The sequence below is a fragment of the Bradyrhizobium sp. 2S1 genome (assembly GCF_011516625.5).
In the GTDB taxonomy this organism is placed as follows: Bacteria; Pseudomonadota; Alphaproteobacteria; order Rhizobiales; family Xanthobacteraceae; genus Bradyrhizobium; species Bradyrhizobium septentrionale.
In genome coordinates this window covers 8,306,909-8,330,064 of sequence record NZ_CP147717.1, presented here as the reverse complement: position 1 = coordinate 8,330,064, position 23,156 = coordinate 8,306,909, and the positions used below count along the sequence as shown (strand labels likewise).

21 protein-coding genes and 1 pseudogene are annotated in these 23,156 nt (G+C 63.0%); 17 read left to right on the top strand and 5 right to left on the bottom strand.

Features of this window, described 5'->3' with window-relative positions:
- Nucleotides 1-414: 414 nt before the first annotated feature.
- Both HAP54_RS39390 and HAP54_RS39385 read left to right on the top strand, forming a co-directional pair.
- Nucleotides 415-1,056 carry a glutathione S-transferase family protein gene (locus HAP54_RS39390; protein WP_166296361.1) on the top strand — a complete coding sequence of 214 codons (642 nt, stop codon included), beginning with the start codon at nucleotides 415-417 and terminating at the stop codon, nucleotides 1,054-1,056.
- Between the two features lie 426 nt (nucleotides 1,057-1,482).
- The gene (locus tag HAP54_RS39385; protein WP_166306866.1) at nucleotides 1,483-2,736 is read left to right on the top strand and encodes a Spy/CpxP family protein refolding chaperone; all 1,254 of its coding nucleotides are present in this window, start codon (nucleotides 1,483-1,485) and stop codon (nucleotides 2,734-2,736) included.
- 89 nt (nucleotides 2,737-2,825) lie between these two features.
- Here the strand turns inward: HAP54_RS39385 and HAP54_RS39380 are convergent, their stop codons facing one another.
- Nucleotides 2,826-3,308 carry a lipocalin-like domain-containing protein gene (locus HAP54_RS39380; protein ID WP_166204480.1) on the bottom strand — a complete coding sequence of 161 codons (483 nt, stop codon included), beginning with the start codon at nucleotides 3,306-3,308 and terminating at the stop codon, nucleotides 2,826-2,828.
- A 342-nt stretch (nucleotides 3,309-3,650) separates the two neighbouring features.
- On the bottom strand, nucleotides 3,651-5,192 hold the full coding sequence (locus HAP54_RS39375) for a winged helix-turn-helix domain-containing tetratricopeptide repeat protein (protein ID WP_166296359.1): 1,542 nt from the start codon (nucleotides 5,190-5,192) through the stop codon (nucleotides 3,651-3,653).
- A gap of 163 nt (nucleotides 5,193-5,355) precedes the next feature.
- Between HAP54_RS39375 and HAP54_RS39370 the strand changes: the two genes are divergently transcribed.
- The 3 genes from HAP54_RS39370 (at nucleotide 5,356) to HAP54_RS39360 (ending at nucleotide 7,394) form a co-directional block, all read left to right on the top strand.
- Nucleotides 5,356-6,396 (top strand): alpha/beta fold hydrolase, encoded by a 1,041-nt coding sequence (locus tag HAP54_RS39370; protein ID WP_166296357.1) that lies wholly within the window; start codon nucleotides 5,356-5,358, stop codon nucleotides 6,394-6,396.
- Between the two features lie 21 nt (nucleotides 6,397-6,417).
- The gene (locus HAP54_RS39365) at nucleotides 6,418-6,927 is read left to right on the top strand and encodes a cytochrome P460 family protein (RefSeq protein ID WP_166296355.1); all 510 of its coding nucleotides are present in this window, start codon (nucleotides 6,418-6,420) and stop codon (nucleotides 6,925-6,927) included.
- Between the two features lie 98 nt (nucleotides 6,928-7,025).
- On the top strand, nucleotides 7,026-7,394 hold the full coding sequence (locus tag HAP54_RS39360) for an ArsC family reductase (RefSeq protein ID WP_166296353.1): 369 nt from the start codon (nucleotides 7,026-7,028) through the stop codon (nucleotides 7,392-7,394).
- A gap of 812 nt (nucleotides 7,395-8,206) precedes the next feature.
- On the opposite strand, the gene HAP54_RS39355 is transcribed toward HAP54_RS39360, so the two are convergent.
- Nucleotides 8,207-9,550 (bottom strand): IS1380-like element ISBdi2 family transposase, encoded by a 1,344-nt coding sequence (locus HAP54_RS39355; protein WP_166296351.1) that lies wholly within the window; start codon nucleotides 9,548-9,550, stop codon nucleotides 8,207-8,209.
- A gap of 291 nt (nucleotides 9,551-9,841) precedes the next feature.
- Here HAP54_RS39355 and HAP54_RS39350 point away from each other — a divergent pair, with 291 nt between their 5' ends.
- Nucleotides 9,842-10,102 (top strand): hypothetical protein, encoded by a 261-nt coding sequence (locus HAP54_RS39350; protein ID WP_166296349.1) that lies wholly within the window; start codon nucleotides 9,842-9,844, stop codon nucleotides 10,100-10,102.
- A 381-nt stretch (nucleotides 10,103-10,483) separates the two neighbouring features.
- Nucleotides 10,484-11,827 (top strand): IS1380-like element ISBdi2 family transposase, encoded by a 1,344-nt coding sequence (locus tag HAP54_RS39345; protein ID WP_166204320.1) that lies wholly within the window; start codon nucleotides 10,484-10,486, stop codon nucleotides 11,825-11,827.
- Nucleotides 11,828-11,993: 166 nt separating this feature from the next.
- Here the strand turns inward: HAP54_RS39345 and HAP54_RS39340 are convergent, their stop codons facing one another.
- Nucleotides 11,994-12,611 carry a hypothetical protein gene (locus HAP54_RS39340; RefSeq protein WP_166296346.1) on the bottom strand — a complete coding sequence of 206 codons (618 nt, stop codon included), beginning with the start codon at nucleotides 12,609-12,611 and terminating at the stop codon, nucleotides 11,994-11,996.
- Between the two features lie 342 nt (nucleotides 12,612-12,953).
- On the opposite strand from HAP54_RS39340, the gene HAP54_RS39335 reads away from it, so the two are divergent.
- The 3 genes and pseudogenes from HAP54_RS39335 (at nucleotide 12,954) to tnpC (ending at nucleotide 15,308) form a co-directional block, all read left to right on the top strand.
- Nucleotides 12,954-13,301, top strand: coding sequence for a transposase (locus tag HAP54_RS39335; protein WP_029085231.1), 348 nt, complete (start codon nucleotides 12,954-12,956; stop codon nucleotides 13,299-13,301).
- On the top strand, nucleotides 13,298-13,642 hold the full coding sequence (gene tnpB, locus HAP54_RS39330) for an IS66 family insertion sequence element accessory protein TnpB (protein ID WP_165125830.1): 345 nt from the start codon (nucleotides 13,298-13,300) through the stop codon (nucleotides 13,640-13,642). The genes HAP54_RS39335 and tnpB overlap by 4 nt, the downstream gene beginning before the upstream one ends.
- Before the next feature lie 74 nt (nucleotides 13,643-13,716).
- Nucleotides 13,717-15,308, top strand: a pseudogene (gene tnpC / locus HAP54_RS39325) (IS66 family transposase).
- Here the strand turns inward: tnpC and HAP54_RS39320 are convergent.
- Nucleotides 15,283-15,732, bottom strand: coding sequence for a PAS domain-containing protein (locus HAP54_RS39320; protein WP_166296343.1), 450 nt, complete (start codon nucleotides 15,730-15,732; stop codon nucleotides 15,283-15,285). The pseudogene tnpC and the gene HAP54_RS39320 sit on opposite strands and share 26 nt — an antisense overlap.
- 249 nt (nucleotides 15,733-15,981) lie before the next feature.
- On the opposite strand from HAP54_RS39320, the gene HAP54_RS39315 reads away from it, so the two are divergent.
- The 7 genes from HAP54_RS39315 (at nucleotide 15,982) to HAP54_RS39285 (ending at nucleotide 23,141) form a co-directional block, all read left to right on the top strand.
- Nucleotides 15,982-17,325, top strand: a complete 1,344-nt coding sequence (locus HAP54_RS39315; protein WP_166296340.1) for an IS1380 family transposase — start codon at nucleotides 15,982-15,984, stop codon at nucleotides 17,323-17,325.
- Nucleotides 17,326-17,696: 371 nt separating this feature from the next.
- Nucleotides 17,697-18,452 (top strand): ABC transporter ATP-binding protein, encoded by a 756-nt coding sequence (locus HAP54_RS39310; RefSeq protein WP_024581422.1) that lies wholly within the window; start codon nucleotides 17,697-17,699, stop codon nucleotides 18,450-18,452.
- Nucleotides 18,445-19,188, top strand: coding sequence for an ABC transporter ATP-binding protein (locus tag HAP54_RS39305; RefSeq protein ID WP_166296337.1), 744 nt, complete (start codon nucleotides 18,445-18,447; stop codon nucleotides 19,186-19,188). Before HAP54_RS39310 ends, HAP54_RS39305 begins: the two co-directional genes overlap by 8 nt.
- 42 nt (nucleotides 19,189-19,230) lie before the next feature.
- Nucleotides 19,231-20,451: an ABC transporter substrate-binding protein gene (locus HAP54_RS39300; RefSeq protein WP_166296334.1), complete on the top strand. Its 1,221-nt coding sequence runs from the start codon at nucleotides 19,231-19,233 to the stop codon at nucleotides 20,449-20,451.
- 64 nt (nucleotides 20,452-20,515) lie between these two features.
- Nucleotides 20,516-21,379: a branched-chain amino acid ABC transporter permease gene (locus HAP54_RS39295; RefSeq protein WP_029083566.1), complete on the top strand. Its 864-nt coding sequence runs from the start codon at nucleotides 20,516-20,518 to the stop codon at nucleotides 21,377-21,379.
- Nucleotide 21,380: 1 nt separating this feature from the next.
- Entirely contained in the window at nucleotides 21,381-22,349 is a 969-nt protein-coding gene (locus HAP54_RS39290; RefSeq protein WP_166296331.1) for a branched-chain amino acid ABC transporter permease, read from the top strand.
- 147 nt (nucleotides 22,350-22,496) lie between these two features.
- On the top strand, nucleotides 22,497-23,141 hold the full coding sequence (locus tag HAP54_RS39285; RefSeq protein ID WP_166296328.1) for a DUF47 domain-containing protein: 645 nt from the start codon (nucleotides 22,497-22,499) through the stop codon (nucleotides 23,139-23,141).
- The last annotated feature ends 15 nt before the right edge of the window (nucleotides 23,142-23,156 follow it).

Below are 23,156 nucleotides of genomic sequence, written 5' to 3'. Positions count from 1 at the left end.
AATATGGAGTTATGGGGCCGTCGCAGGGGGGCGTTGCCAAAATATCGAAAACAACCCCATGCAAAGTAGTCGGCGGCGGTCGGCGTTCGACCAGGCAACTTGACACGTCGGGCAATTCAGGGATATATTTCTAATATGCAGAAATTGCCAAAATGTCCCCTCGCGCAAACGCAGTCGCATATGGCATTTGCGGGCTTCTGCAACTGAGGCTTCCACGTCGCAGGCGGGAGAGGGAACGCGCCGTATTCGCGGCCGCAGCCTGGGTCGGGAACCCATAAAGTGGGCAGGGCCCGCACGGTAGGATGACGAATATGCGCCAAGCCTTCAGCACATTATGCGCCATCGATAGTCCGTTGCGCGGCTGGCTTACCTCTGCGAGTTAGTACATCTAGCCGAATCCAGGAATGCTTAACTATGCTCACCGTCTATGGCGAAGGTCGTGGCTTCCGTGTTGTTTGGCTGCTCGAGGAATTAGGATTGGCTTATCGGCTGCGCCCGGTCGATCTGCTGGCAGCCGAGAAGGATCGCGATTTTCTCGCGATCAACCCCGCCGGCTTCATTCCCGCACTGCAGGACGGCGAGACGATCATGGTCGAATCGATCGCTATTCTTGTGTACCTGCTCGCCCGCCACGGCTCAGGCTCGCTTGCCGTCGCCCCGGACGATCCCGCCTTCGCTTCCTATCTGCAATTTCTCCACTTAGGCGAGGCCGGGCTTGCCGGGCCGATGAACGCCGTCATTGTCGGTCGCCAACTGGCGCCCGAAGCCGAGCGAGATGCCCGGGTAACCCGCTGGGCACTCGAGACCTTCGAGAGCCGGCTGGGGTTGGTTATCCGCCGCCTCGCGGATTGCCCCTATCTCGCCGGTGACCGATTCACTGCTGCCGATATCTCGGTGAGCTACGCCCTCCTGCTCGGCCTGCGAACCGGCAACTACGTCCCAGGTTCTACCGAGCGGGACTATCTCGCCCGCACGACGGCACGCCCTGCCTACGCCCGAGCGATGCAAAGCTGCCAGGCCACCAAGGCTTGGGCGGCAAGATCACCGGGATTGTAGTGCTCGCTTCATCGGAGCGGCCAAGCGACGGGAGTAGTACTGCGTAAGCCGTGTACTCATTGAGCGGCCGGCGCCTGACGTCCGCTTAACCGCAACAGCGGCGGAAAAGCGGACATCTCCCGAGATCGCCGAAGGGCCAGAAGCGGAAGCAATCCAGACAATACAGCCGGAGCCGATTATGCCCCGGCGTCAGCCCGGGCGGAGACTCGGGCATTAACTTCGGGGGCTAGGCTGAGGCGTCGGCAAAGCTTCTCTGCTTCTGCGTAGCTTTTCATCGCCACTACGGACGTCCGTGATCGATTTTGGATGGAAACGATATGGCCCCGCGTCGACGCGGGAGGGAACTTTCGGTTTCGCTCCGAGTCATATTTGTGACGAGATGCGGCCTGGCGCGGAGGGGGGATCATGTCGAAGTCCCGCATTGGAATGGCTGCGGCCGGCGTTGCCATGGTCGCTCTGGGCGCGCTGCCGAGCGCGGCCGAGGCGGGCTTCCGCCTGCGCGTTGGTGGCCCCGTCGGTGTCGCGCGCTTCGCGATGGCCAGCATGCTGTCGGTCGCAGGTCTCCGCCACGCACGCATGGCAGCACGCCACAGCCGCGTCCGAACCGCCGCCTTAAGACCGCAAGATCTCCGCTCCGCCGCCGAGTCGATCCACCCGAGTGCGCGTGCGCAGCTCACTGCCGTGGCGGCGCTGGCCGGCTGGCAGGGCGGCCGAGCTGCGCAAGGCTGGTGGCAGCACGCCGACGGTTCATACGGCTGGGTCGGTCCGCTGTTCTGGCCGTTCGCCTATAGCGATCTTTATGACTACGCGCTTCTCAGTGACGGTAGCGGCTTCTGGGCCTATGGCTACGGCGATCTCTACGCCGCGATCTTCTCACCTTACGCTGCCAGCGATCTCTCAGCGTTCGCGGCCGAGCGCCCTGCCGGGAGGCGGCATCGCAAAGCGCCCTCGGTGCAGGAGCTCTGCGGCGCTGACACCGCCAAGATGACCGGCCTTCCCTTCGAGCGGATCGGCCGGGTGGTCGCGGCGAACGAGGCACAGCGCACAGCCTTCGACGAGCTCGCGAGCGCCTGGACTTCCGCCGGCGACACCATCCGCGCCTCCTGTCCAACACAGGCCGCAACCACCGCGCTGGAGCGGTTCGCGGCCATGCAGAGCCGCGTCAACGCGATGCTGAGCGCGGTTGCGGCCGTTCAGCCACCGTTCCAAAAATTCTACGATCTCCTGAGCGATGAGCAGAAGGCGCGGCTCAACGCGCCCCAACGCGACCGCCGCGCCAACGCCGCGGCCGCGAAGCTGAAGGAGATGCAGGACGCCGCCTGCCAGGCGAGCCGCGAACTGCAGGACGAGCAACAGGCCGAAAAGCAATACCGCGAGCTGGTCGCCCAGCAATGGCCCCTCGACGACATCGCCGCCAGCCTGAAACTGAACGATAGCCAACTCGCCGCTCTCGAAGTGGTGCAGGACACCACAATGGGTACTATGGAAGCCTTAAGCGCATGCCCGCCAAAGGACGCGCTCACCCCGCCGGCCCGCCTTAAGGCCGCAAAGGCGCGGTTGGAAGCGATGCGAGAGGCGATCAGAAGCGTGAACGACGCGGTCGACGATTTCCATGCGAACCTGAGTGACGAGCAGAAGACGCAGTTCGAGGGGCTCGGGCCGAAGATGCGGGGGGTATGATTTTTCCATCCCCAAACGAGACTTTTTCACGAAAAGGGCCAACAGCAGACAGTTGGCTTCGGCGCGATCCGTCAGTTGCCGAAAGACCCTTAACGCTCACGCTCCCAATTGAGGGTGCCAACAACTCGCTTACCGGGAAGAACTGCGCTGGCCTGTTCGGCTGTTCGAATGGAGAGCTTGTCTCCTTCCAGCTTGAAGAACCGGACTTGGGACGTACCGGTCAAAAGCTCGTTCCACGATAGATCGACGTCGGTCGTAAGCTTGTCCCCGTCGATGGTAAATTTTCCGGTGTAGACCATCAGCGATTTGAGGAGCGCGGCCGAGTCCGCATCATTCGTTGCCGGCTTGCGATCTGGCCTAGCGATCATGAACGCCGAGAACCCGTCCGGCGTAAAGACCGCCCTACCTTTGGGTTTGGGACCGAAAGGCTCTGTAGCGTCTCCGCCGATAATCTGAATCGTCCATGAAGTTAGTTTCCAACTACCGGCAAGTCGTCCCGCGATATCCTCCGCAAGGGCAAATCCAGATTGAAAACAGAAGCATACAGCGACAAGGACACCGAGACGCATCATCTTCGTCCTCCTCCACCACTAACCAGTGCATCAAGTAATGAGCAGACTGCCCTGAGCGACGAAACGCGCGAGGGCAAGGCTTAGGGAAGTCCGCTTCGGGTCAAACTCGACAAAACTCAAAGTGAGCATAATGCGTCCGCTTTCGGGCACATCGCAACCGCTCCCGTCGGCACGGGCTCATTGAGCCTGACTGCCGAGCCATGATTCAAATCTTTGACCGAAGCGGGCCGAATCATGCGCTACGAACTCTACGACGAGGGATGCACCGCCATCAGGCCGATGCTGCCAAACAAGCCGCCCGGCGCACCACTGGTGAATGATCGTCGCGTCCTCCGAGCAGCATCAATCCGGGACGCCGGCCGCCTTGAGGGTTTCACGATAAGTCGCGGACATCGCTTCCACCGGGAACGGAATCCGTGACAGGAAGCCGGAGACCGTGAACTCCGGGTCGACCTTCAGCAAATCGCGCGCGATCTGCGTCGCGCGCTCGCGCTCGCCGGTCTTGACCCGCGCCACGATCAAGACGCGCAGCGCGACCGCGAAGCGGCGGTTCTGCGCCAGCGCCTTGTCGGCCCAGATCACCGCCCCAGTGAAATCCTGGTCGAGCACCGCGCAGATCGCCAGCGCCGCGGAGGCGAACCAGCCGCGCGGGTCGCGCGGGTTGAGCCGTTGCGCGCGCTCGATCATGGCACGGCCGGCCTTCTGGTTGCCGCGCATCGCCTCGATCCAGCCGCCGAGCACGAGCGCCATCGCCGAGTTCGGGTTAATCGCAAGCGAACGCTCGAACAGTTCACGCGCGGGCTCGATCTCGTCGGCCATGTTCCAGATCGCGAACGCTGCCATCCACAACACCTGCGGATCGCCGGGCGCAAGCTCGACCGCGCGCCAGGCCTGCGCGACCGCGCATTCCCGGTAGACATCGTTCGGGTTCAGCCAGCCCTGGAAATGGCGCAGCGCGTGACAATAGGCCGACGCCGCCAGCGCCGGCGCGTAAGAAGGGTCGAGCGCCAGCGCCTGGTCGAGGCAAGCGAGCGCGGCGGTCATGCTCTCGGGCGTGAACTCGTAGCGCAGGCTGTAGGCGCGCAGCAGCAGGTCGTAGGCGTCGAGCTTGTGCGGCGGCGCCGCGCGCAGCCGCTCGGCCTCCGCGACAAGCAAGGTCGGCTCGATCGCGCCGACCACGTTCTCGGTGATGCGGTCCTGCAGGTCGAACACGTCGGTCGCCGCGCCGTCGAACCGGTCGGCCCACGGATGCGCGCCGGAGACGGCGTCGATCAACTGCCCGGTGATGCGCAGCCGATCGCCGCCGCGGCGAACGCTGCCCTCGAGCACATAGCCGACACCGAGGTCGCGTCCGACCTGGCGGATATCGACCGCCTTGCCCTTGTAGGTGAAGGCGGAGTTGCGCGCGATCACGGTGAGGCGGCTGCAGCGCGCGAGCGCGGTGGTGATGTCCTCGGCGAAATAGTCCTGCTCGGGATCGCCGCTCATATTGGTGAACGGCAGCACCGCGATCGACGGACCCTCGCTCGGCCGCGGCGGGGTGACGTTGTCCGAGATCGGATGATCTGATGCGATGTCCTCCCTGACATCGCCGACAAAGCGGAGGCCTTTGCGGGGCAGGGTGCGGATCAGCCGCTGCTCCTCGCCATTGTCGCCGATTGCCGTCCGCGTGGCGTTGACCCGGCTGCTTAGCGTCGCTTCCGAGACGATCCGGCCGTGCCAGACCGCGGCCAGCACCTCGTCGCGGCTGACCACCCGGTCGCGGGCGCGGATCAGGAACTCGAGGAGGTCGAAGACCTGCGGCTCGACCGCCACCAGGGCATTGCCACGGCGCAGCTCTCGGCGCTCAGGGTCGAAGGTCAAGTCATTGAAATGGTAAGCCAAATTCGATAGTCCGGCGGCCGGCAGCTGACTGCGTGGCGGAACCTAGCACAGCCGGCCCGGAGCCAAAATCACGACGCTCTGAAGGACAAATCCACGTCCTCTGAAAGCAGACGCGGTCGGTCTCTGCAATATTCAAACCCGACACCAGACGCAGGAGATCGCCATGTCCCAATCCATCAATCAGCAACGCCGCCGCTTCCTAGGATTCGCCGGCGGGATCCTCGCCGCGTCCAGGTTCGGCTTGATCGGATCGGCCCCGGCCCAGTCCAAGCCGGCGCTGCCTGAGGTCAAGGTCGGCGCCCATACATCGATCGGTCCGGTCAAGCAGATCAATGCCGGCGTGCTCGACACCGGCTATGTCGAGATGGGGCCGGCGTCCGGTCCCGCGGTGATCCTGCTGCACGGCTGGCCCTACGACATCCACAGCTATGCCGACGTCGCGCCGGCGCTGGCCGAGGCCGGCTATCGCGTGATCGTGCCGCATCTGCGCGGCTACGGTACCACGCGCTTCCTCTCCACCGACACGATGCGCAGCGGCCAGCCGGTCGCGGTCGCCGCCGACATCATTGCGCTGATGGATGCGCTGAAGATCGAGAAGGCTGTGCTCGGCGGCTATGATTGGGGCGCGCGGACCGCCAACATCATGGCGGTGCTATGGCCGGAGCGCTGCAAGGCGATGGTGTCGGTGAGCGGCTACCTGATCGGCAGCCAGCAGGCCGGCAAGATGCCGCTGCCGCCGAAGGCCGAGCTGCAATGGTGGTACCAGTTCTATTTCGCGACCGAGCGCGGCCGCGAGGGCTATGCCAAGAACCGGCACGATTTTGCCAAGCTGATCTGGCAGCTCGCCTCGCCGCAGTGGAAGTTCGACGACGCCACCTATGACCGCAGCGCTGTTGCCTTCGAGAACCCCGACCATGTCGATATCGTGATCCACAATTACCGCTGGCGGCTTGGGCTCGCCGAGGGCGAGGCGAAGTACGACGCGTTCGAGAAGACGCTCGCCCAGGCGCCTGTGATTGCGATCCCGACCATCACGATGGAGGGCGATGCCAACGGCGCGCCGCATCCGGAGCCCGCGGCCTATGCCAAGAAGTTCTCCGGGCGTTATGAGCATCGGACCTTGACCGGCGGCATCGGTCACAATCTGCCGCAGGAGGCGCCGCAGGCCTTCGTCCAGGCCATCATCGACGTCAGCAAGGTCTGAGCCGAGAGCGGACCAAAGATCATGAAACAGGTTGTGAAATGGGCAGCTGCCGCGATCGCGGCAGCCAGCATCAGCGCCGCATTGCCGTTTGCCGTCGGGCGTGCCGACGATGCTGCACTGGCATCGCCGATCTTCGGCGTGACAATTCCCCAAGGCTATCGCGACTGGAAGCTGATCGCGGTCGGTGAGGAGACCGGGCTTGACGAGCTGCGCGGCGTGCTCGGCAACGCCACCGCGGTGAAGGCCTATCAGGACGGCGCCGCACGATTCCCTGACGGCACCGTGCTGGTGAAGCTCGCCTGGAAGCGAAAGCCGGTTGCAGGTCTCAATGGTGCCTTCATCACGGGGCCCGCGACCACCGTCCAGGTGATGGTCAAGGACTCCGTCAAATATGCCGCGACCGGCGGCTGGGGCTTTGGTCGCTTCATCGACGGCAGGCCGGTCGATGCCGCCCAGCACGAGACCTGCTTCGCATGCCACGAGGCCCACGCCAGCGATCACGATTTCGTCTTCACGCGCTACGCCCACTAGGCGAGCAATATCGGTGTGGAGACCGTCGCGGTCCGATCTGGCGCTGTGGTTGCGGCGGGGCTAGTTTCCCCGCTGCAAATCGCATCCGGGGAACGGCTTTGACCATCACCATCTACGGCATCAAGAACTGCGACACGATGAAGAAGGCGCGCGCCTGGCTCGACGATCATGGCGTCGCCTATGACTTCCACGACTACAAGACCACGGGGATCGCCAAGGACAAGCTCAAGCAGTGGAGCGACGAGGTCGGCTGGGAGACGTTGCTCAACCGCGCCGGCACGACCTTCAAGAAGCTGCCCGATGCTGACAAGGAGGGATTGAACGAGCGCAAGGCGCTGGCGCTGATGGCCGAGCAGCCGTCGATGATCAAGCGTCCGGTGCTCGATCTCGGGCCCAGGCGCGTCGTCGGCTTCAAGCCGGATATCTACGCCAAGGAAGTGCCGGTCAAGGCGCGCAAGAAGGGCTGAGGCTTTCCTGCGAAGTGGAGACCGGTTCGCGTCAGGAAAGCGCTTCAAGACAAGAATCTAGGGCGTGTACTCATAAATCCGATCAGCCTACACGAAGGCATGTCATGTCCGCCTTGCCCTCAGGAGCGGACATGGTCAGCTCGCTCAAGCTATTCGGCTATGTGCCAGTAGCCGACCGACATGATAATAAGAGGCCAAGGGACCTTACGTCGGCGCTTGCAGTTGTCCACGAGCGCCTTCATGGAAATGACACGTGAGATCAAAGCGGCTGAAGAGCATTCGGCTGCGGATAACTGAAGGGTCAGCAAACGAAGTCAGAGCCGGACCCAACAGGTCGCAAAGGCTGACTAATAGCGACTAGATCACAACAGCAAAACTACCAGTCGTCTTGCATTCCGAGCACTGGAAGGTGCGGACTTCCTGACCGGGTTGAGCAGGCTCGATGCAAGCCAACCGCATAGGCTTGCCACACTTGGAACACGGAAGAATCCCGATCTCCGCGCGGCTGTATAGTGGCTCCGCGCGGCTGTATAGTGGATTTGGTTGGATAGATGACATCATGCTTCCCCTGTATTGGGCGGGAGCATTATCGATCTCTCTGTCGCCGATAACTGCACTATTCGGACGCCGATGGATTCAGTCTAGCCCGTCCTATTCGTGAGAGTGCGTTTTTTTAGTCCGATTGATGTGGCCGCACATCTGCTCTGACGAGGCGCGCGGGATTGCCTTCGGCTTTTCACCGCCTGACGACCCGTACTTTGCAACGCGCTTGAGGGATGGGTTGGGCGAACGGGGGGCGGACGCCCCGCCGGTCAAGGACCGAGCGGCAGCAGCGCGCCTGGCAAGCCGCGGATCAGGTCGGCTTCGGGACATGCCGCGGCAAACGCAAGGCGAATGCGGCTCGTGGTCTCGACGACACGGGCAGCGAGTTTCAAGAGACGAAGACGCAGCGTCGCGAACTCGGCTGTGGCCAATTCCCGGGCTTTGGGAATCGCGTCGCGCACGGTCAGCATCAGCCAATAAGCGGCGGTGTGGAGAACGAGGCGGACTTGATTGGCGAGCGCCGAACGGCAGCTGGTGCGATCGGAGGCGAGCTGTGTCTTATGCAGCTTGATCAGATTCTCGGCTTGGCCGCGCGCGCAATACAGGCTGTCGTAGATCCACTCGGCCGAGCCGACATCGAGGCTGGTGACGACGAAACGGATGTCGAGGCCGAGCATCGTCGCCTCAATACGGGCGACGGTACGCCGTTCGCGATCCCAGGACTTGGCCTTGTGGCGCGTCTCGGTATAGCCACGCAGAACCGGCAGGTTCTCGATGGCGCGTCGCGTGCGGATGTCGTCGGCGGCCTCGTCGACTTTTCTGGCGAGCGGCTTGGTGCCGGACAGACCGAAGATGTAGTCGATGCCGTTGGTCTCGCACCACGTCATGGCCTCCGGCCGAGCATAGTGCCCGTCGCCACGGAACGTAATTCGCGTGTTGTGCCACCGCGTCCGGATATGCCGTATCAGGCGGCGCAGATGGGCACGCACCTCGACGCCGCCCGGCGTCTTGCCGGGCCGCAGCACGACCGCCACGGGCCGGCTCTTCTCCGTGTCGTAGACGTGGATCGGCAGGAAGCAGCGTTCGTCATAATGAGCGTTGAACAGCGAGAGCTGCTGATGGCCGTGGACGACATCGCAGGTATCATCGATGTCGAGCGTGACGGATGCCGGCTCGCGCGGGTAGCTATCCATCCATGCGTCGACCAAAGTGTAGGTCAGTCGGATCACGTCGCGCAGGCGCGGAGCATTCTCCAGCCGCGACAGCGTCGGTTGGGAACACAGATCGCGACCCGTGTCCGGCAGCCGTCCGCAGGCCAGCTTGAATGCGGGATCGGACCGCAGATGATCGAGGTCGTCGGCGTCCTCGTAGCCGCAGCAGATCGCGAACATGCGCGCGCGGAACATATCGACAAGGCTGTGCACGACCCGCGTCGGATCGCGCCGATCCGGGAACACCCGGGCCAAATTGTCGGCCAAGCCGAGACGCCGCTCGGCCATCGCCAGAAGCATCACGCCCCCGTTCGAGGTCAGCCGACCGCCATCGAAGGCAGCTGTGACTTTCTTGGCGTGAACGGCTGGAAACGAGAAGGGCAGAATCGTATCATCGGTCATGGCGGGCCTGGTGTTCGCGGCTGAAGGTGATGGGGTTGGCTTTGCAACCGAATCCTACGCCGCATCAGCGCTTTACACCACGCTCGCCAGCCTCTCAGGCGCACTCTGACGAATAAGACGGGCTAGCCCAATACGTCAATGCGGGGCTGGTCAATATTGCTCACATCGGAAAAGTTGAACGAAGGCGCACGAAATCAACTCCAACTCGCAAATGAAATAAATCCATTATCGCAGGAACCTCTTATCGCCCGACTCTATTTGCCTCCTGTCTCTAACCAGGAGGTAGACACCATGACGAAAGTTCTTTTGGCGACGGTTGCTGTTATCGCATTCACTGCACCTTCATTCGCGCAGCAGGACAAAACTACCGGTCAAGCGCCACCATCAGGCGCCTCCTCGTTCTACGTGGCTCAAGATACCGCGACGATGAAGTGTCAAGTTGTCAATACCCAGCCTGCCGCTGGAGGCACGATGAAGGTCATCGGTACGGCACACCCGACACAGGCATCAGCACAAACAGCCTTGGTGGCTGATAAGACTTGCAAGGAATGAAGTGACGGCGCGAGTACAGGGGCGGGTCGATTGGTTCCACAGAACTACTGACCCCCCCCCGCTACCTATGTTGCCCGATGGATGCATTTTCGGACCTGCGCGCGCAGTTGCGAGGTTCGGTTTATACCGATGAGCCGACATCATCAGACCGCTCCCGGAGGTCTGAAGAGGGCCAAAAGCGGATGTCGCCCAGCGTTTTCCTTATTGTGGCTCCCTCAGATGCCGTTCGCCATTTCGGCGCATTTATGGGTACGCCCTAGCCCGTCTTATTCGTCAGAGTGCGCCTGAGAGGCTGGCGAGCGTGGTGTAAAGCGCTGATGCGGCGTAGGATTCGGTTGCAAAGCCAACCCCATCACCTCAACCGCGAACGCCAGGCCCGCCATGACCGATGATACGATTCTGCCCTTCTCGTTTCCAGCCGTTCACGCCAAGAAAGTCACAGCTGCCTTCGATGGCGGTCGGCTGACCTCGAACGGGGGCGTGATGCTTCTGGCGATGGCCGAGCGGCGTCTCGGCTTGGCCGACAATTTGGCCCGGGTGTTCCCGGATCGGCGCGATCCGACGCGGGTCGTGCACAGCCTTGTCGATATGTTCCGCGCGCGCATGTTCGCGATCTGCTGCGGCTACGAGGACGCCGACGACCTCGATCATCTGCGGTCCGATCCCGCATTCAAGCTGGCCTGCGGACGGCTGCCGGACACGGGTCGCGATCTGTGTTCCCAACCGACGCTGTCGCGGCTGGAGAATGCTCCGCGCCTGCGCGACGTGATCCGACTGACCTACACTTTGGTCGACGCATGGATGGATAGCTACCCGCGCGAGCCGGCATCCGTCACGCTCGACATCGATGATACCTGCGATGTCGTCCACGGCCATCAGCAGCTCTCGCTGTTCAACGCTCATTATGACGAACGCTGCTTCCTGCCGATCCACGTCTACGACACGGAGAAGAGCCGGCCCGTGGCGGTCGTGTTGCGGCCCGGCAAGACGCCGGGCGGCGTCGAGGTGCGTGCCCATCTGCGCCGCCTGATACGGCATATCCGGACGCGGTGGCACAACACGCGAATTACGTTCCGTGGCGACGGGCACTATGCCCGGCCGGAGGCAATGGCGTGGTGCGAGACCAACGGCATCGACTACATCTTCGGTCTGTCCGGCACCAAGCCGCTCGCCAGAAAACTCGACGAGGCCGCCGACGACATCCGCACGCGACGCGCCATCGAGAACCTGCCGGTTCTGCGTGGCTATACCGAGACGCGCCACAAGGCCAAGTCCTGGGATCGCGAACGGCGTACCGTCGCCCGTATTGAGGCGACGATGCTCGGCCTCGACATCCGTTTCGTCGTCACCAGCCTCGATGTCGGCTCGGCCGAGTGGATCTACGACAGCCTGTATTGCGCGCGCGGCCAAGCCGAGAATCTGATCAAGCTGCATAAGACACAGCTCGCCTCCGATCGCACCAGCTGCCGTTCGGCGCTCGCCAATCAAGTCCGCCTCGTTCTCCACACCGCCGCTTATTGGCTGATGCTGACCGTGCGCGACGCGATTCCCAAAGCCCGGGAATTGGCCACAGCCGAGTTCGCGACGCTGCGTCTTCGTCTCTTGAAACTCGCTGCCCGTGTGGTCGAGACCACGAGCCGCATTCGCCTTGCGTTTGCCGCGGCATGTCCCGAAGCCGACCTGATCCGCGGCTTGCCAGGCGCGCTGCTGCCGCTCGGTCCTTGACCGGCGGGGCGTCCGCCCCCCGTTCGCCCAACCCATCCCTCAAGCGCGTTGCAAAGTACGGGTCGTCAGGCGGTGAAAAGCCGAAGGCAATCCCGCGCGCCTCGTCAGAGCAGATGTGCGGCCACATCAATCGGACTAAAAAAAGCACTCTCACGAATAGGACGGGCTAGATCAGCTCGACTGAATCTTGGCTCGCCGGATGATCCACCGGCACGAACTTGCGGTCGATCACCGCGCGCACGGTCACGATCGGGATCGACTTCGGCGTCACGCCCATCAGGTTCTGCAGCCGAAATCCGCCCTCGATGCTGATCGCCTTGTACGAGCCGATGATGTGCTCGACGGTATCGCCGCGTCCGAACGGCAGCAGCAGCCGTTCATAGGAGACGTCCTTGCCGTCGGCGTCCGTCACCTCCGCAACCGTATAGGTCGGACGCTTGCGCGTCAGGCAGGCACGGTAGGACAGGATCACGCCGGCATAGCGCTCCGGGCCGATCGCATCATCCAGATAGCGGTTGGTGCGCAGCCGCGGATCGACATGCTCGTTGCCGTAGGCTGTGGTCAGCCTTGCGCCTTGTTGGGTGATCAGGAAGCGGGCGTCCTCGCCGCTGCCGACCACGTCAAAGCCCATCATGTCGGCGCGCTCGTCAGCGGTGCCCTCGGTATGGAAGTCGCTCAGCTTAGGGAGCGCGTCCGGCTTGCGCACCGCGCGCAGCCAGGCATTCAGCAGCACCCGCTGCGTGATCGATTTGACCACCGATGGATCGGCACTCTTGAATGGCATCGGCTAACCGAATTCAAGCACATCCCCGAGCGGGATGCGGCCGGGGGCACGGTGGTACAGGTCGCGGTCGATGATCGCGCACAGCTTGAGCTCGGCAGCACGAAATTGCCGCGCATCAGATTGCGGATTTCGAAATGGCCGTTGTCGCTGATCGTCTTCAGCGACGCGACCAGATGCGTGACAGCGCCGCCGTCCGAGAACGGCAGCAGCAGCCGTTCATAGGGTAAGCGGCAAAGAAACCCCGTCTGGCGGAGTGGTAAGCGATCGGCTATCGGCTGCTGAGTTTGTGAGCCGATGTGAGCTTCTATGTCTGCGCCTAGTTCTGGAACTAGAACCTTCCATATGATCGAAGCGGTCGCCGACCGTCTTGAGGGAGCGCCGCGGCAGCTTCGCCGACGCTGGTCGGACGAGTTCAAGGCGCAAATTGTGACAGAGGCGCTGGAGCCTGGCGCGAGCGTCTCGGCGATCGCCCGCCGGATCGGCATTCACCCGTCGCAGCTGTTCGCTTGGCGCCGTGATGCTCGGGCCGAGCGGCATTATCGCTCGCGGCACTCGAGTTGCGAGGGCGTGGTGGCGTCTGTGGCAGGCACAGTGATTGAGATTGCCATTGGCGAGGTCGTCGTGCGTGCCGGCGTGGACGTCGACGAGGCGCACTTGCAGCGAGTGATCCGGGCGGTGCGTTCGGCATGATTCCCTCGGGCGTGAAGGTGTTCCTCGCCAGCCATCCAGTCGACTTCCGCAAGGGTATCGATGGCCTGGTTGCGCTTGTGCGCGATGCGGGCTCAGATCCGTTCGACGGTGCGCTTTATGTCTTCCGGGCCAAAAGAGCCGACAGAATAAAGATCGTATGGTGGGATGGCTCCGGCGTGTGCCTCTATTTAAAACGTCTCGAAAAGGCGAAGTTCTGCTGGCCGCGGATCGGGCATCATCGGGTGCAGATGAATCCTGCGCAGTTGATGGCACTGGTGGATGGAATGGACTGGAAGCGGGTCCGGACCGTGGCGGTCAAGCCGCCGGAGATTGTTGGGTAAAAGCGCTGCGGCGAAGTGAATCAGTGAGCTGAAAAGGCAAGAGAACCGGGGCAAAATGTGCTCTGGTCGGGCCAATGACGCCGCCCGATCTCAACCTCCCGAATGACGTAGAGACGCTGAGAGCCATGGTGCTTGCCCTGGCCGAGAGGGCGGCCCGCGCCGATGCTCTGGAGAGCGAAGTCGCCGATCTCAGGGTGCGCAACGCCGATGCCGATGCGCGTATCGAGCGGCTGACGCAGATCCTGAAGGCCTTCGACCGCGCCCGGTTCGGCCGACGATCGGAAAAGCTCGGCTCTGCGAACGGCGACGATGAACAGCAGGCCTTTGTCTTCGAGGAAATTGAGACCGGCATCGCTGCAATCAAGGCCCAGGTCAGCAAGGGCCGTGAGCAAGCGGATGGCAAGCGTGCACCGCGTCGGCGCAAGGGCTTTGCGCCCCATCTGGAACGGATCGAAACCGTCATTGAGCCGGAAGACCTTGCTGAGCATGCCGGCAAGCAGAAGGTGGTGATCGGCGAGGACGTGTCGGAGCGTCTGGATGTGGAGCCAGCGAAGTTCCGTGTGATCGTCACGCGCCGTCCCAAGTATGCCTTCAAGAACGCGGACGGCGTAATCCAGGCGCCGGCTCCGGCCCATATCATTGAAGGAGGCATTCCGACGGAAGCGCTTCTGGCCAGATCGCGGTCGCCAAATACGCCGATGGCATGCCGCTCTACCGGCAGGAGGCGATCTACGCGCGCGATCATGTCGAGCTCGACCGCCAGCTGATGGCGCAATGGATGGGCAAGCTCGGCTTCGAGCTCGAGATCATGGCCGACTACATCTTCAGCGAGGTCAAGAAGGCCGAACGGGTCTTTGCCGACGAAACCACCCTGCCGACGCTCGCTCCCGGCTCCGGATCGACGAAAACGGCCTACTTATGCGCCTATGCCAGAGATGACCGCACCTTTGGCCGCAGCGGTCCCCCGATGGTGGCTTATCGCTTCGAAGACAGCCGCTCCGGCGAATGCGCGGTCCGCCATCTCAATGGTTATCGGGGCATCCTGCAAGTGGATGGCTATGCCGCCTATAACAAGTTGGCGCGCGCCGATCGCGGCAATGACGGCATCACATTGGCTGGCTGCTGGTCACACAGCAGACGCAAGTTCTACGAGCTGCATGTTGCAGGAAGCTCGAAAGTGGCAACGACGACGGTCGAGCGGATGGCAAAGCTCTGGCAGGTCGAGAAGACCGTGCGCGGTCAAAGTCCCCACGCACGCGTTGCCGCGCGTCAGCAAGCCTCCGCGGCGGTCGTCGCAGATTTCTTTGATCTCTGGCAGCAGACCTTGCGGCGGATCTCCGGCAAATCAAAACTGGCCGAGGCAATCCGCTATGCCGTCTCGCGCCGTGCCATCTTCGAGCGCTTCCTGACCGACGGCCGCATTGAGCTCGACTCCAACATCGTCGAACGCGCCATCAGGCCACAAACAATTACGAGAAAGAATAGCCTCTTCGCTGGCAGCGACGGCGGCGGACGAACCTGGGCGACCATCGCGACACTGCTGCAGACAGCGAAGATGAACAACGTCGATCCGTTCGCCTGGCTCACCCTCACGCTTCAGCGCATCGCCAACGGCTGGCCGAGCAGCCAGATCGAGGCGCTTATGCCATGGAACCACGCCGCGTGAACGGCCTCAGCTTGCCGCTTACTTCATAGGCCACGACGTGACCGTAGATGTCGTCGATGTCGGTGATGGTGTAGGCGGGGAGGCGGCGGGCGATGCATTCGTGGTAGACCGGCATCACGACCGGCGCGAGCCGCGGTCCGAGATAGTCGTCGAGCAGGCGGCCCTTGCCGCTGTGTCCGTAGGCGGTGGCCATCCGCGTGCCGTCGCTCTCGATCGTCAATCGCTGCGGCTGGGCCGCGGCGTCGACGCTGAGGAACACGGTGTCCGGCAGATCTTCCTCGATCCGCTCCGGCTGAAATTCATCCATGCGCGGGATCGTCTGGCTGCGGGCATAAAGTCGCAGCCACGTGTTCAGGAAATCACGTTGCCGGATCGACTTGACGACCGAAGAATTGGCGCTCTCGAAATGCAAGGCTCTGGCCATTCTCAATGCAATGGCCGGAGCTTCGGCGACAGGCGGAAATATTCTATGAAAGTGACGGTCCGGAGGAAAACACCGTTAACGGCCGCTTGCCCGAGGCGCAAAGCGCGCCCAAATGCCATTCGACTAACCCGTCTTATTCGTCAGAGTGCGCCTGAGAGGCTGGCGAGCGTGGTGTAAAGCGCTGATGCGGCGTAGGATTCGGTTGCAAAGCCAACCCCATCACCTTCAGCCGCGAACACCAGGCCCGCCATGACCGATGATACGATTCTGCCCTTCTCGTTTCCAGCCGTTCACGCCAAGAAAGTCACAGCTGCCTTCGATGGCGGTCGGCTGACCTCGAACGGGGGCGTGATGCTTCTGGCGATGGCCGAGCGGCGTCTCGGCTTGGCCGACAATTTGGCCCGGGTGTTCCCGGATCGGCGCGATCCGACGCGGGTCGTGCACAGCCTTGTCGATATGTTCCGCGCGCGCATGTTCGCGATCTGCTGCGGCTACGAGGACGCCGACGACCTCGATCATCTGCGGTCCGATCCCGCATTCAAGCTGGCCTGCGGACGGCTGCCGGACACGGGTCGCGATCTGTGTTCCCAACCGACGCTGTCGCGGCTGGAGAATGCTCCGCGCCTGCGCGACGTGATCCGACTGACCTACACTTTGGTCGACGCATGGATGGATAGCTACCCGCGCGAGCCGGCATCCGTCACGCTCGACATCGATGATACCTGCGATGTCGTCCACGGCCATCAGCAGCTCTCGCTGTTCAACGCTCATTATGACGAACGCTGCTTCCTGCCGATCCACGTCTACGACACGGAGAAGAGCCGGCCCGTGGCGGTCGTGCTGCGGCCCGGCAAGACGCCGGGCGGCGTCGAGGTGCGGGCCCACCTGCGCCGCCTGATACGGCATATCCGGACGCGGTGGCACAACACGCGAATTACGTTCCGTGGCGACGGGCACTATGCCCGGCCGGAGGCAATGGCGTGGTGCGAGACCAACGGCATCGACTACATCTTCGGTCTGTCCGGCACCAAGCCGCTCGCCAGAAAACTCGACGAGGCCGCCGACGACATCCGCACGCGACGCGCCATCGAGAACCTGCCGGTTCTGCGTGGCTATACCGAGACGCGCCACAAGGCCAAGTCCTGGGATCGCGAACGGCGTACCGTCGCCCGTATTGAGGCGACGATGCTCGGCCTCGACATCCGTTTCGTCGTCACCAGCCTCGATGTCGGCTCGGCCGAGTGGATCTACGACAGCCTGTATTGCGCGCGCGGCCAAGCCGAGAATCTGATCAAGCTGCATAAGACACAGCTCGCCTCCGATCGCACCAGCTGCCGTTCGGCGCTCGCCAATCAAGTCCGCCTCGCTCTCCACACCGCCGCTTATTGGCTGATGCTGACCGTGCGCGACGCGATTCCCAAAGCCCGGGAATTGGCCACAGCCGAGTTCGCGACGCTGCGTCTTCGTCTCTTGAAACTCGCTGCCCGTGTCGTCGAGACCACGAGCCGCATTCGCCTTGCGTTTGCCGCGGCATGTCCCGAAGCCGACCTGATCCGCGGCTTGCCAAGCGCGCTGCTGCCGCTCGGTCCTTGACCGGCGGGGCGTCCGCCCCCCGTTCGCCCAACCTACACCTCAAGCGCGTTGCAAAGTACCGGTCGTCAGGCGGTGAAAAGCCGAAGGCAATCCCGCGCGCCTCGTCAGAGCAGATGTGCGGCCACATCAATCGGACTAAAAAAACGCACTCTCACGAATAGGACGGGCTAAGGATCAACCGGAACTGGTCGCGCCGATACCGCACCGCACAGCTTTCGACCTTGCGTAACCGCCGCAGATGACGGCATATTCCGGCCCGGAGGCGACGGGCCCCGGACGGTTTCCAAGACGGTCGGACAACCTGTCGAGCACGAAAAAAGCTGGCCACGCGGGCGACGGGCTTCGCGGCGATGGCGTATGGGGGATTCTATTTGGCCGATGAGTTCATTCTCGAAACCAGCGGATTGACCAAGGAATTCGCGGGTTTCTTCGCCGTTCGCGACGTTGCATTGAAGGTGCGTCGCGGCAGTATTCATGCGTTGATCGGGCCGAACGGCGCCGGCAAGACGACCTGTTTCAATCTGCTGACCAAATTCCTGAAGCCGACGGGAGGGCAGATTCGCTACAAGGGCCAGGACATCACCGCGATGCCGCCGGCCGACGTGGCGCGGCTCGGGCTGGTCCGCTCGTTCCAGATTTCTGCGGTGTTTCCGCATCTGACCGCGCTCGAGAACGTTCGCGTGGCGCTGCAGCGCCAGCACGGGTCGTCGTTCGATTTCTGGCGGTCGAAAACCGTGCTCGACCGCTTCAATCCGCGCGCCCACGAGCTCTTGAACGACGTGGGCTTAAGCGAATTCGCCAACACGCCGGCGGTCGAGATGCCGTACGGCCGCAAACGCGCCCTTGAGATTGCAACGACGCTCGCGCTCGACCCCGAGATGATGCTGCTCGACGAGCCGATGGCCGGCATGGGCCACGAGGACATCGACAAGATCGCGGCGCTGATCAAGCGGATTTCCGCCAAGTACACCATCCTGATGGTCGAACATAACCTCTCGGTGGTGGCCAACCTCTCCGACATCATCACCGTGCTGACGCGCGGGCAGGTGCTGGCGGAGGGCAACTACGCCGACCTCTCCAAGGACGAGCGCGTGAAGGAAGCCTATCTGGGAGCGGGTCATGGCTGAGGCGAAACTGGCGGAGAAGCCCGTGGCTGCGGCCGGCGCCGAGGTGCTCACGGTCAAGGATCTGCAGGCCTGGTACGGCGAATCCCACATCCTGCACGGCGTCAATTTCAACGTGAAGGCCGGCGAGGTGGTGACGCTGCTCGGCCGCAACGGCGCCGGCAAGACCACCACGCTGAAGTCGGTGATGGGGGTGATCGGCAAGCGTTCGGGGTCGATCCGCTTCGACAACAAGGAGATCATCCGCGCCACCTCCGACCGCATCGCGCGGCTCGGCATCGCATTCTGCCCCGAGGAGCGCGGCATCTTCGCAAGCCTCGATGTGAAGGAGAACCTGCTGCTGCCGCCGGTGGTGCGCCCGGGCGGTCTGCCGCTCGACCAGATCTTCACGCTGTTTCCGAACCTGAAGGAGCGTCTCACCAGCCAGGGCACCAAGCTCTCGGGCGGCGAGCAGCAGATGCTGGCGATCGCGCGCATCCTGCGCACCGGCGCGCGCTTCCTGATGCTGGACGAGCCGACCGAAGGGTTGGCGCCGGTCATCATTCAGCAGATCGGTCACACCATTGCGCGCCTGAAATCGCAGGGATTCACCATCCTGCTGGTCGAACAGAATTTCCGTTTCGCCTCGACCGTTGCCGACCGCTACTACATCGTCGAGCACGGCAAGGTGATCGACGGCTTCGCAAATTCGGAGCTGTCGGCCAACATGGACAAGCTGCATACCTATCTCGGCGTTTAAAACCGCCAGAGCCAGAAAATTTAAAGACCGAGGAAATCCGACATGAAGAATACCATTTCTGCGCTCCTGCTCGGCACCGCGATGGTGCTGTCAGCTGCAAGCGTCGCCTCCGCTGACGACAAGACGGTCAAGATCGGCGTGCTGTCGGATCAGTCCGGCCTCTATGCCGACCTTGCCGGCCCCGGCTCGACGCTGGCGGCGCAGATGGCGATCGAGGATTCCGGCCTCAAGGCCAAGGGCTGGACCATCGACCTGATCTCCGGCGATCACCAGAACAAGCCCGATATCGGCACCACCATCGCCCGCCAGTGGTTCGACGTCGACAAGGTCGACACGGTCGTCGACGTGCCGAATTCCGGCGTCGCGCTCGCGGTCAACAACGTCGTGAAGGAGAAGAACGGCGTCTACATCAATTCGGGCGCCGCGACCTCCGACCTCACCAACGCGCAGTGCTCGCCGAACACCGTGCACTGGACCTACGACACCTACATGCTGGCCCACGCCACCGGCCAGGCGCTGGTGAAGGCGGGCGGGGACACCTGGTTCTTCCTGACCGCGGACTATGCATTCGGCGCCGCGCTCGAGCGCGACACCACGGCTGTCGTGACCGCCAATGGCGGCAAGGTGGTCGGCGGCGTCAAGCATCCGCTCAACACCGCTGATTTCTCCTCCTTCCTGCTGCAGGCGCAGGCCTCCAAAGCCAAGATCATCGGTCTTGCCAATGCCGGCGGCGACACCACCAACTCGATCAAGCAGGCCGCCGAGTTCGGCATCGTCAAGGGCGGCCAGAAGCTCGCCGCGCTGCTCTTGTTCCTCACCGACGTCAAGGCGATCGGGCTCGAGACTGCGCAGGGCCTCAACTTCACCGAGACGTTCTACTGGGACCTCAACGACAACACCCGCGCCTTCTCCAAGCGCTTCTCGGCGCGGATGAAGAGCGGCGCGCCCCCGACCATGGTGCAGGCCGGCGTCTATGCGGGCCTCATGCATTACTTCAAGGCGCTGGAAGCGCTCGGCGGCAATCCGCATGACGGCGCCAAGGTGGTCGCGAAGATGAAGACCATCCCGACCGACGATCCGCTGTTCGGCAAGGGCGAGGTCGAGGCCAACGGCCGTGTCACCCACGACGCCTATCTGTTCGAAGTGAAGAAGCCCTCGGAGTCCAAGGGTCCGTGGGACTTCTACAAGCTGGTCGGCACCGTGCCGGGCAACCAGGCCTTCACGCCGCTCGACAAGAGTACCTGCGCGCTTCTGAAGAAGTGACGGTCATGCCCGCCGGCCATGAGCGTGGCCGGCGGGCTTCATCTATCTAGCGAAAGCTCATTCGATGCAGGCTCTCTACGCACAGCTTCTGGTGGGACTGATCAACGGCTCGTTCTACGCGCTGCTCAGTCTGGGGCTCGCCGTCATCTTCGGCATGCTCAACATCATCAATTTCGCGCACGGCGCGCTCTACATGATGGGCGCCTTCGTGGCGTATTTCCTGCTCAACCTGGGCGGCATCAACTACTGGTGGGCGCTGATCATCGCGCCGGTCATAGTCGGCATCTTCGGCATGATCCTCGAGCGCACCATGCTGCAATGGCTGGCCGGCCTCGACCATCTCTACGGACTGCTCCTGACCTTCGGCATCGCGCTGATCGTGCAAGGCGTGTTCCAGAACTATTTCGGCTCCTCCGGTTTGCCGTATTCGATCCCTGATCAGCTCAAGGGCGGCGTCAATCTCGGCTTCATGTTCCTGCCGATCTATCGCGGCTGGGTCGTCATCTTCTCGCTGGTGGTGTGCCTTGCCACCTGGTTCCTGATCGAGAAGACGCAGCTCGGCGCCTATCTGCGCGCCGCCACTGAGAACCCGACGCTGGTGCGCGCCTTCGGCATCAACGTGCCGCGCATGATCACGCTGACCTACGGGCTCGGCGTCGGCCTCGCCGCGCTCGCCGGCGTGTTGTCGGCGCCGATCAACCAGGTCCGCCCGCTGATGGGGGCCGATCTCATCATCGTGGTGTTCGCGGTGGTCGTGATCGGCGGCATGGGCTCGATCATGGGCTCGATCATCACCGGCTTCGCGCTCGGCGTGATCGAGGGACTGACCAAGTATTTTTATCCCGAAGCCTCCAACACCGTGGTGTTTGTCCTGATGGTGGTGGTGTTGCTGGTGAAGCCAACGGGACTGACGGGACGGGCGGCCTGATATGTCAGCATTGACCGACGATACACTTCCGGTGACGCCGCGCGCGATGCGCGACGAGATGATCGTATTCGCCGTAATGGCGGCGCTGCTGGCGGTGGTGCCGTTCACGGGGATCTATCCTTTCTTCGTGATGCAGGCGCTGTGCTTTGCGCTGCTCGCCTGCGCCTTCAACCTGCTGATCGGCTATGGCGGCCTGCTGTCGTTCGGCCACGCGATGTTCCTCGGCACTGCCGGCTACGTTACCGCGCATGCGCTGAAGGTGTGGGGGCTGCCGCCCGAGCTCGGCATCGTGGTCGGCACCGCCGCCGCGGCGTTGCTCGGCCTCGTCACCGGCTTCATCTCGATCCGCCGCCAGGGCATCTACTTCTCGATGATCACGCTGGCGCTGTCGCAGCTGCTCTACTTCATCTATCTGCAGGCGCCGTTCACGCACGGCGAAGACGGCATCCAGGGCATCCCGCAGGGACGACTGTTCGGGATCTTCGACCTCTCGAAGCCGATGGTGCTTTACTACGTCGTGCTGGTCGGCTTCCTCGCCGGCTTCCTGCTGATCTACCGGACCATCAACTCGCCGTTCGGCGAGGTCTTGAAGGCGATCCGCGAGAACGAACCGCGCGCGATCTCGCTCGGCTACAAGACCGACCAGTACAAGATGCTCGCCTACATCCTGTCGGGCACGCTGGCGGGCTTCGCCGGCTCGCTGAAGGTGTTCGTGGCGCAGAACGCCTCGCTCACCGACGTGCACTGGTCGATGTCCGGTGAAATCGTGCTGATGACGCTGGTCGGCGGTCTCGGCACCATCTTCGGACCGGTGGTCGGCGCATTCGTGATCATCGCCATGCAGCAATATCTCGCCGGCTTCGGCCAGTGGGTGACGGTGATCCAGGGCGTGATCTTCGTCGCCTGCGTGCTGCTGTTCCGGCGCGGCCTGGTCGGCGAGCTGGCCCATATGCTCCGGCGGTCGCTGTAGGGCAGGGCGCGGCCCGCGATTTTCCGCTGACATAGCGGTGGACGACCGCCCGTTCGGGCGGTCGATCGGTGCTTTCCCCGCCAGATGCTCTATGACAGTTCTGTGACAGTCGCTAAAAGGGCTGTCCCGGAACGATGGAACTGAGACATGCTGCGCTGGTTTCGCGCCTTCCTGCCCAAGGAAGAGCGGTTTTTCGACCTGTTCGCCCGCCACGCCCAGACCTCCGTGAAGTGCTCGCTGGCGCTGCAGGACATGCTGAAGGGCGGCGAGGAGACCCCGGTCTTCTGTCAGCGCGTCAATCAGTTCGAGAACGACGCCGATAGTGTCACCCGTGAGGTGCTGACCGCGGTTCGCCGCACCTTCATCACCCCGTTCGACCGCGGCGACATCAAGAACCTGATCACGGCGATGGACGACGCGGTCGACCAGATGCAGGCGACTGCAAAGGCGGTCATGCTGTTCGAGGTGCGCGAGTTCGAGCCGCCGATGCGCGAGATCGGCACCCTGATCGTCGAATGCGCCAATCTGGTCGTCCGCGCGCTGCCCTTGTTGCAGGCGATCGGTCAGAACGTCTCGATGCTGACCCAGATCACCGAGGAACTGACCAAGCTCGAGGGCCGGGTCGACGATCTCCATGATATCGGGCTGAAGGAATTGTTCCTGAAGCACCGCAACGCCAACACGATGGACTTCATCGTCGGCGCGGAGATCTACGATCACCTCGAGAAGGTGGCCGACCGCTTCGACGACGTCGCCAACGAGATCAATTCGATCGTGATCGAGCAAGTATGAGCATGATCCGGAAAA

Bases quoted from the DNA above. Each gene is read 5' to 3' on its own strand.
- HAP54_RS39305 (WP_166296337.1), top strand. From the start codon at position 18,445: ATGGCTGAGGCGAAACTGGCGGAGAAGCCCGTGGCTGCGGCCGGCGCC.
- HAP54_RS39335 (WP_029085231.1), top strand. From the start codon at position 12,954: ATGATCGAAGCGGTCGCCGACCGTCTTGAGGGAGCGCCGCGGCAGCTT.
- HAP54_RS39355 (WP_166296351.1), bottom strand. From the start codon at position 9,550: ATGACCGATGATACGATTCTGCCCTTCTCGTTTCCAGCCGTTCACGCC.
- tnpB (WP_165125830.1), top strand. From the start codon at position 13,298: ATGATTCCCTCGGGCGTGAAGGTGTTCCTCGCCAGCCATCCAGTCGAC.
- HAP54_RS39315 (WP_166296340.1), top strand. From the start codon at position 15,982: ATGACCGATGATACGATTCTGCCCTTCTCGTTTCCAGCCGTTCACGCC.
- HAP54_RS39385 (WP_166306866.1), top strand. From the start codon at position 1,483: ATGGCTGCGGCCGGCGTTGCCATGGTCGCTCTGGGCGCGCTGCCGAGC.
- HAP54_RS39340 (WP_166296346.1), bottom strand. From the start codon at position 12,611: ATGCCATTCAAGAGTGCCGATCCATCGGTGGTCAAATCGATCACGCAG.
- HAP54_RS39320 (WP_166296343.1), bottom strand. From the start codon at position 15,732: ATGGCCAGAGCCTTGCATTTCGAGAGCGCCAATTCTTCGGTCGTCAAG.
- HAP54_RS39345 (WP_166204320.1), top strand. From the start codon at position 10,484: ATGACCGATGATACGATTCTGCCCTTCTCGTTTCCAGCCGTTCACGCC.
- HAP54_RS39290 (WP_166296331.1), top strand. From the start codon at position 21,381: ATGTCAGCATTGACCGACGATACACTTCCGGTGACGCCGCGCGCGATG.
- HAP54_RS39295 (WP_029083566.1), top strand. From the start codon at position 20,516: ATGCAGGCTCTCTACGCACAGCTTCTGGTGGGACTGATCAACGGCTCG.
- HAP54_RS39300 (WP_166296334.1), top strand. From the start codon at position 19,231: ATGAAGAATACCATTTCTGCGCTCCTGCTCGGCACCGCGATGGTGCTG.
- HAP54_RS39380 (WP_166204480.1), bottom strand. From the start codon at position 3,308: ATGATGCGTCTCGGTGTCCTTGTCGCTGTATGCTTCTGTTTTCAATCT.
- HAP54_RS39365 (WP_166296355.1), top strand. From the start codon at position 6,418: ATGAAACAGGTTGTGAAATGGGCAGCTGCCGCGATCGCGGCAGCCAGC.
- HAP54_RS39370 (WP_166296357.1), top strand. From the start codon at position 5,356: ATGTCCCAATCCATCAATCAGCAACGCCGCCGCTTCCTAGGATTCGCC.
- HAP54_RS39350 (WP_166296349.1), top strand. From the start codon at position 9,842: ATGACGAAAGTTCTTTTGGCGACGGTTGCTGTTATCGCATTCACTGCA.
- HAP54_RS39390 (WP_166296361.1), top strand. From the start codon at position 415: ATGCTCACCGTCTATGGCGAAGGTCGTGGCTTCCGTGTTGTTTGGCTG.
- HAP54_RS39285 (WP_166296328.1), top strand. From the start codon at position 22,497: ATGCTGCGCTGGTTTCGCGCCTTCCTGCCCAAGGAAGAGCGGTTTTTC.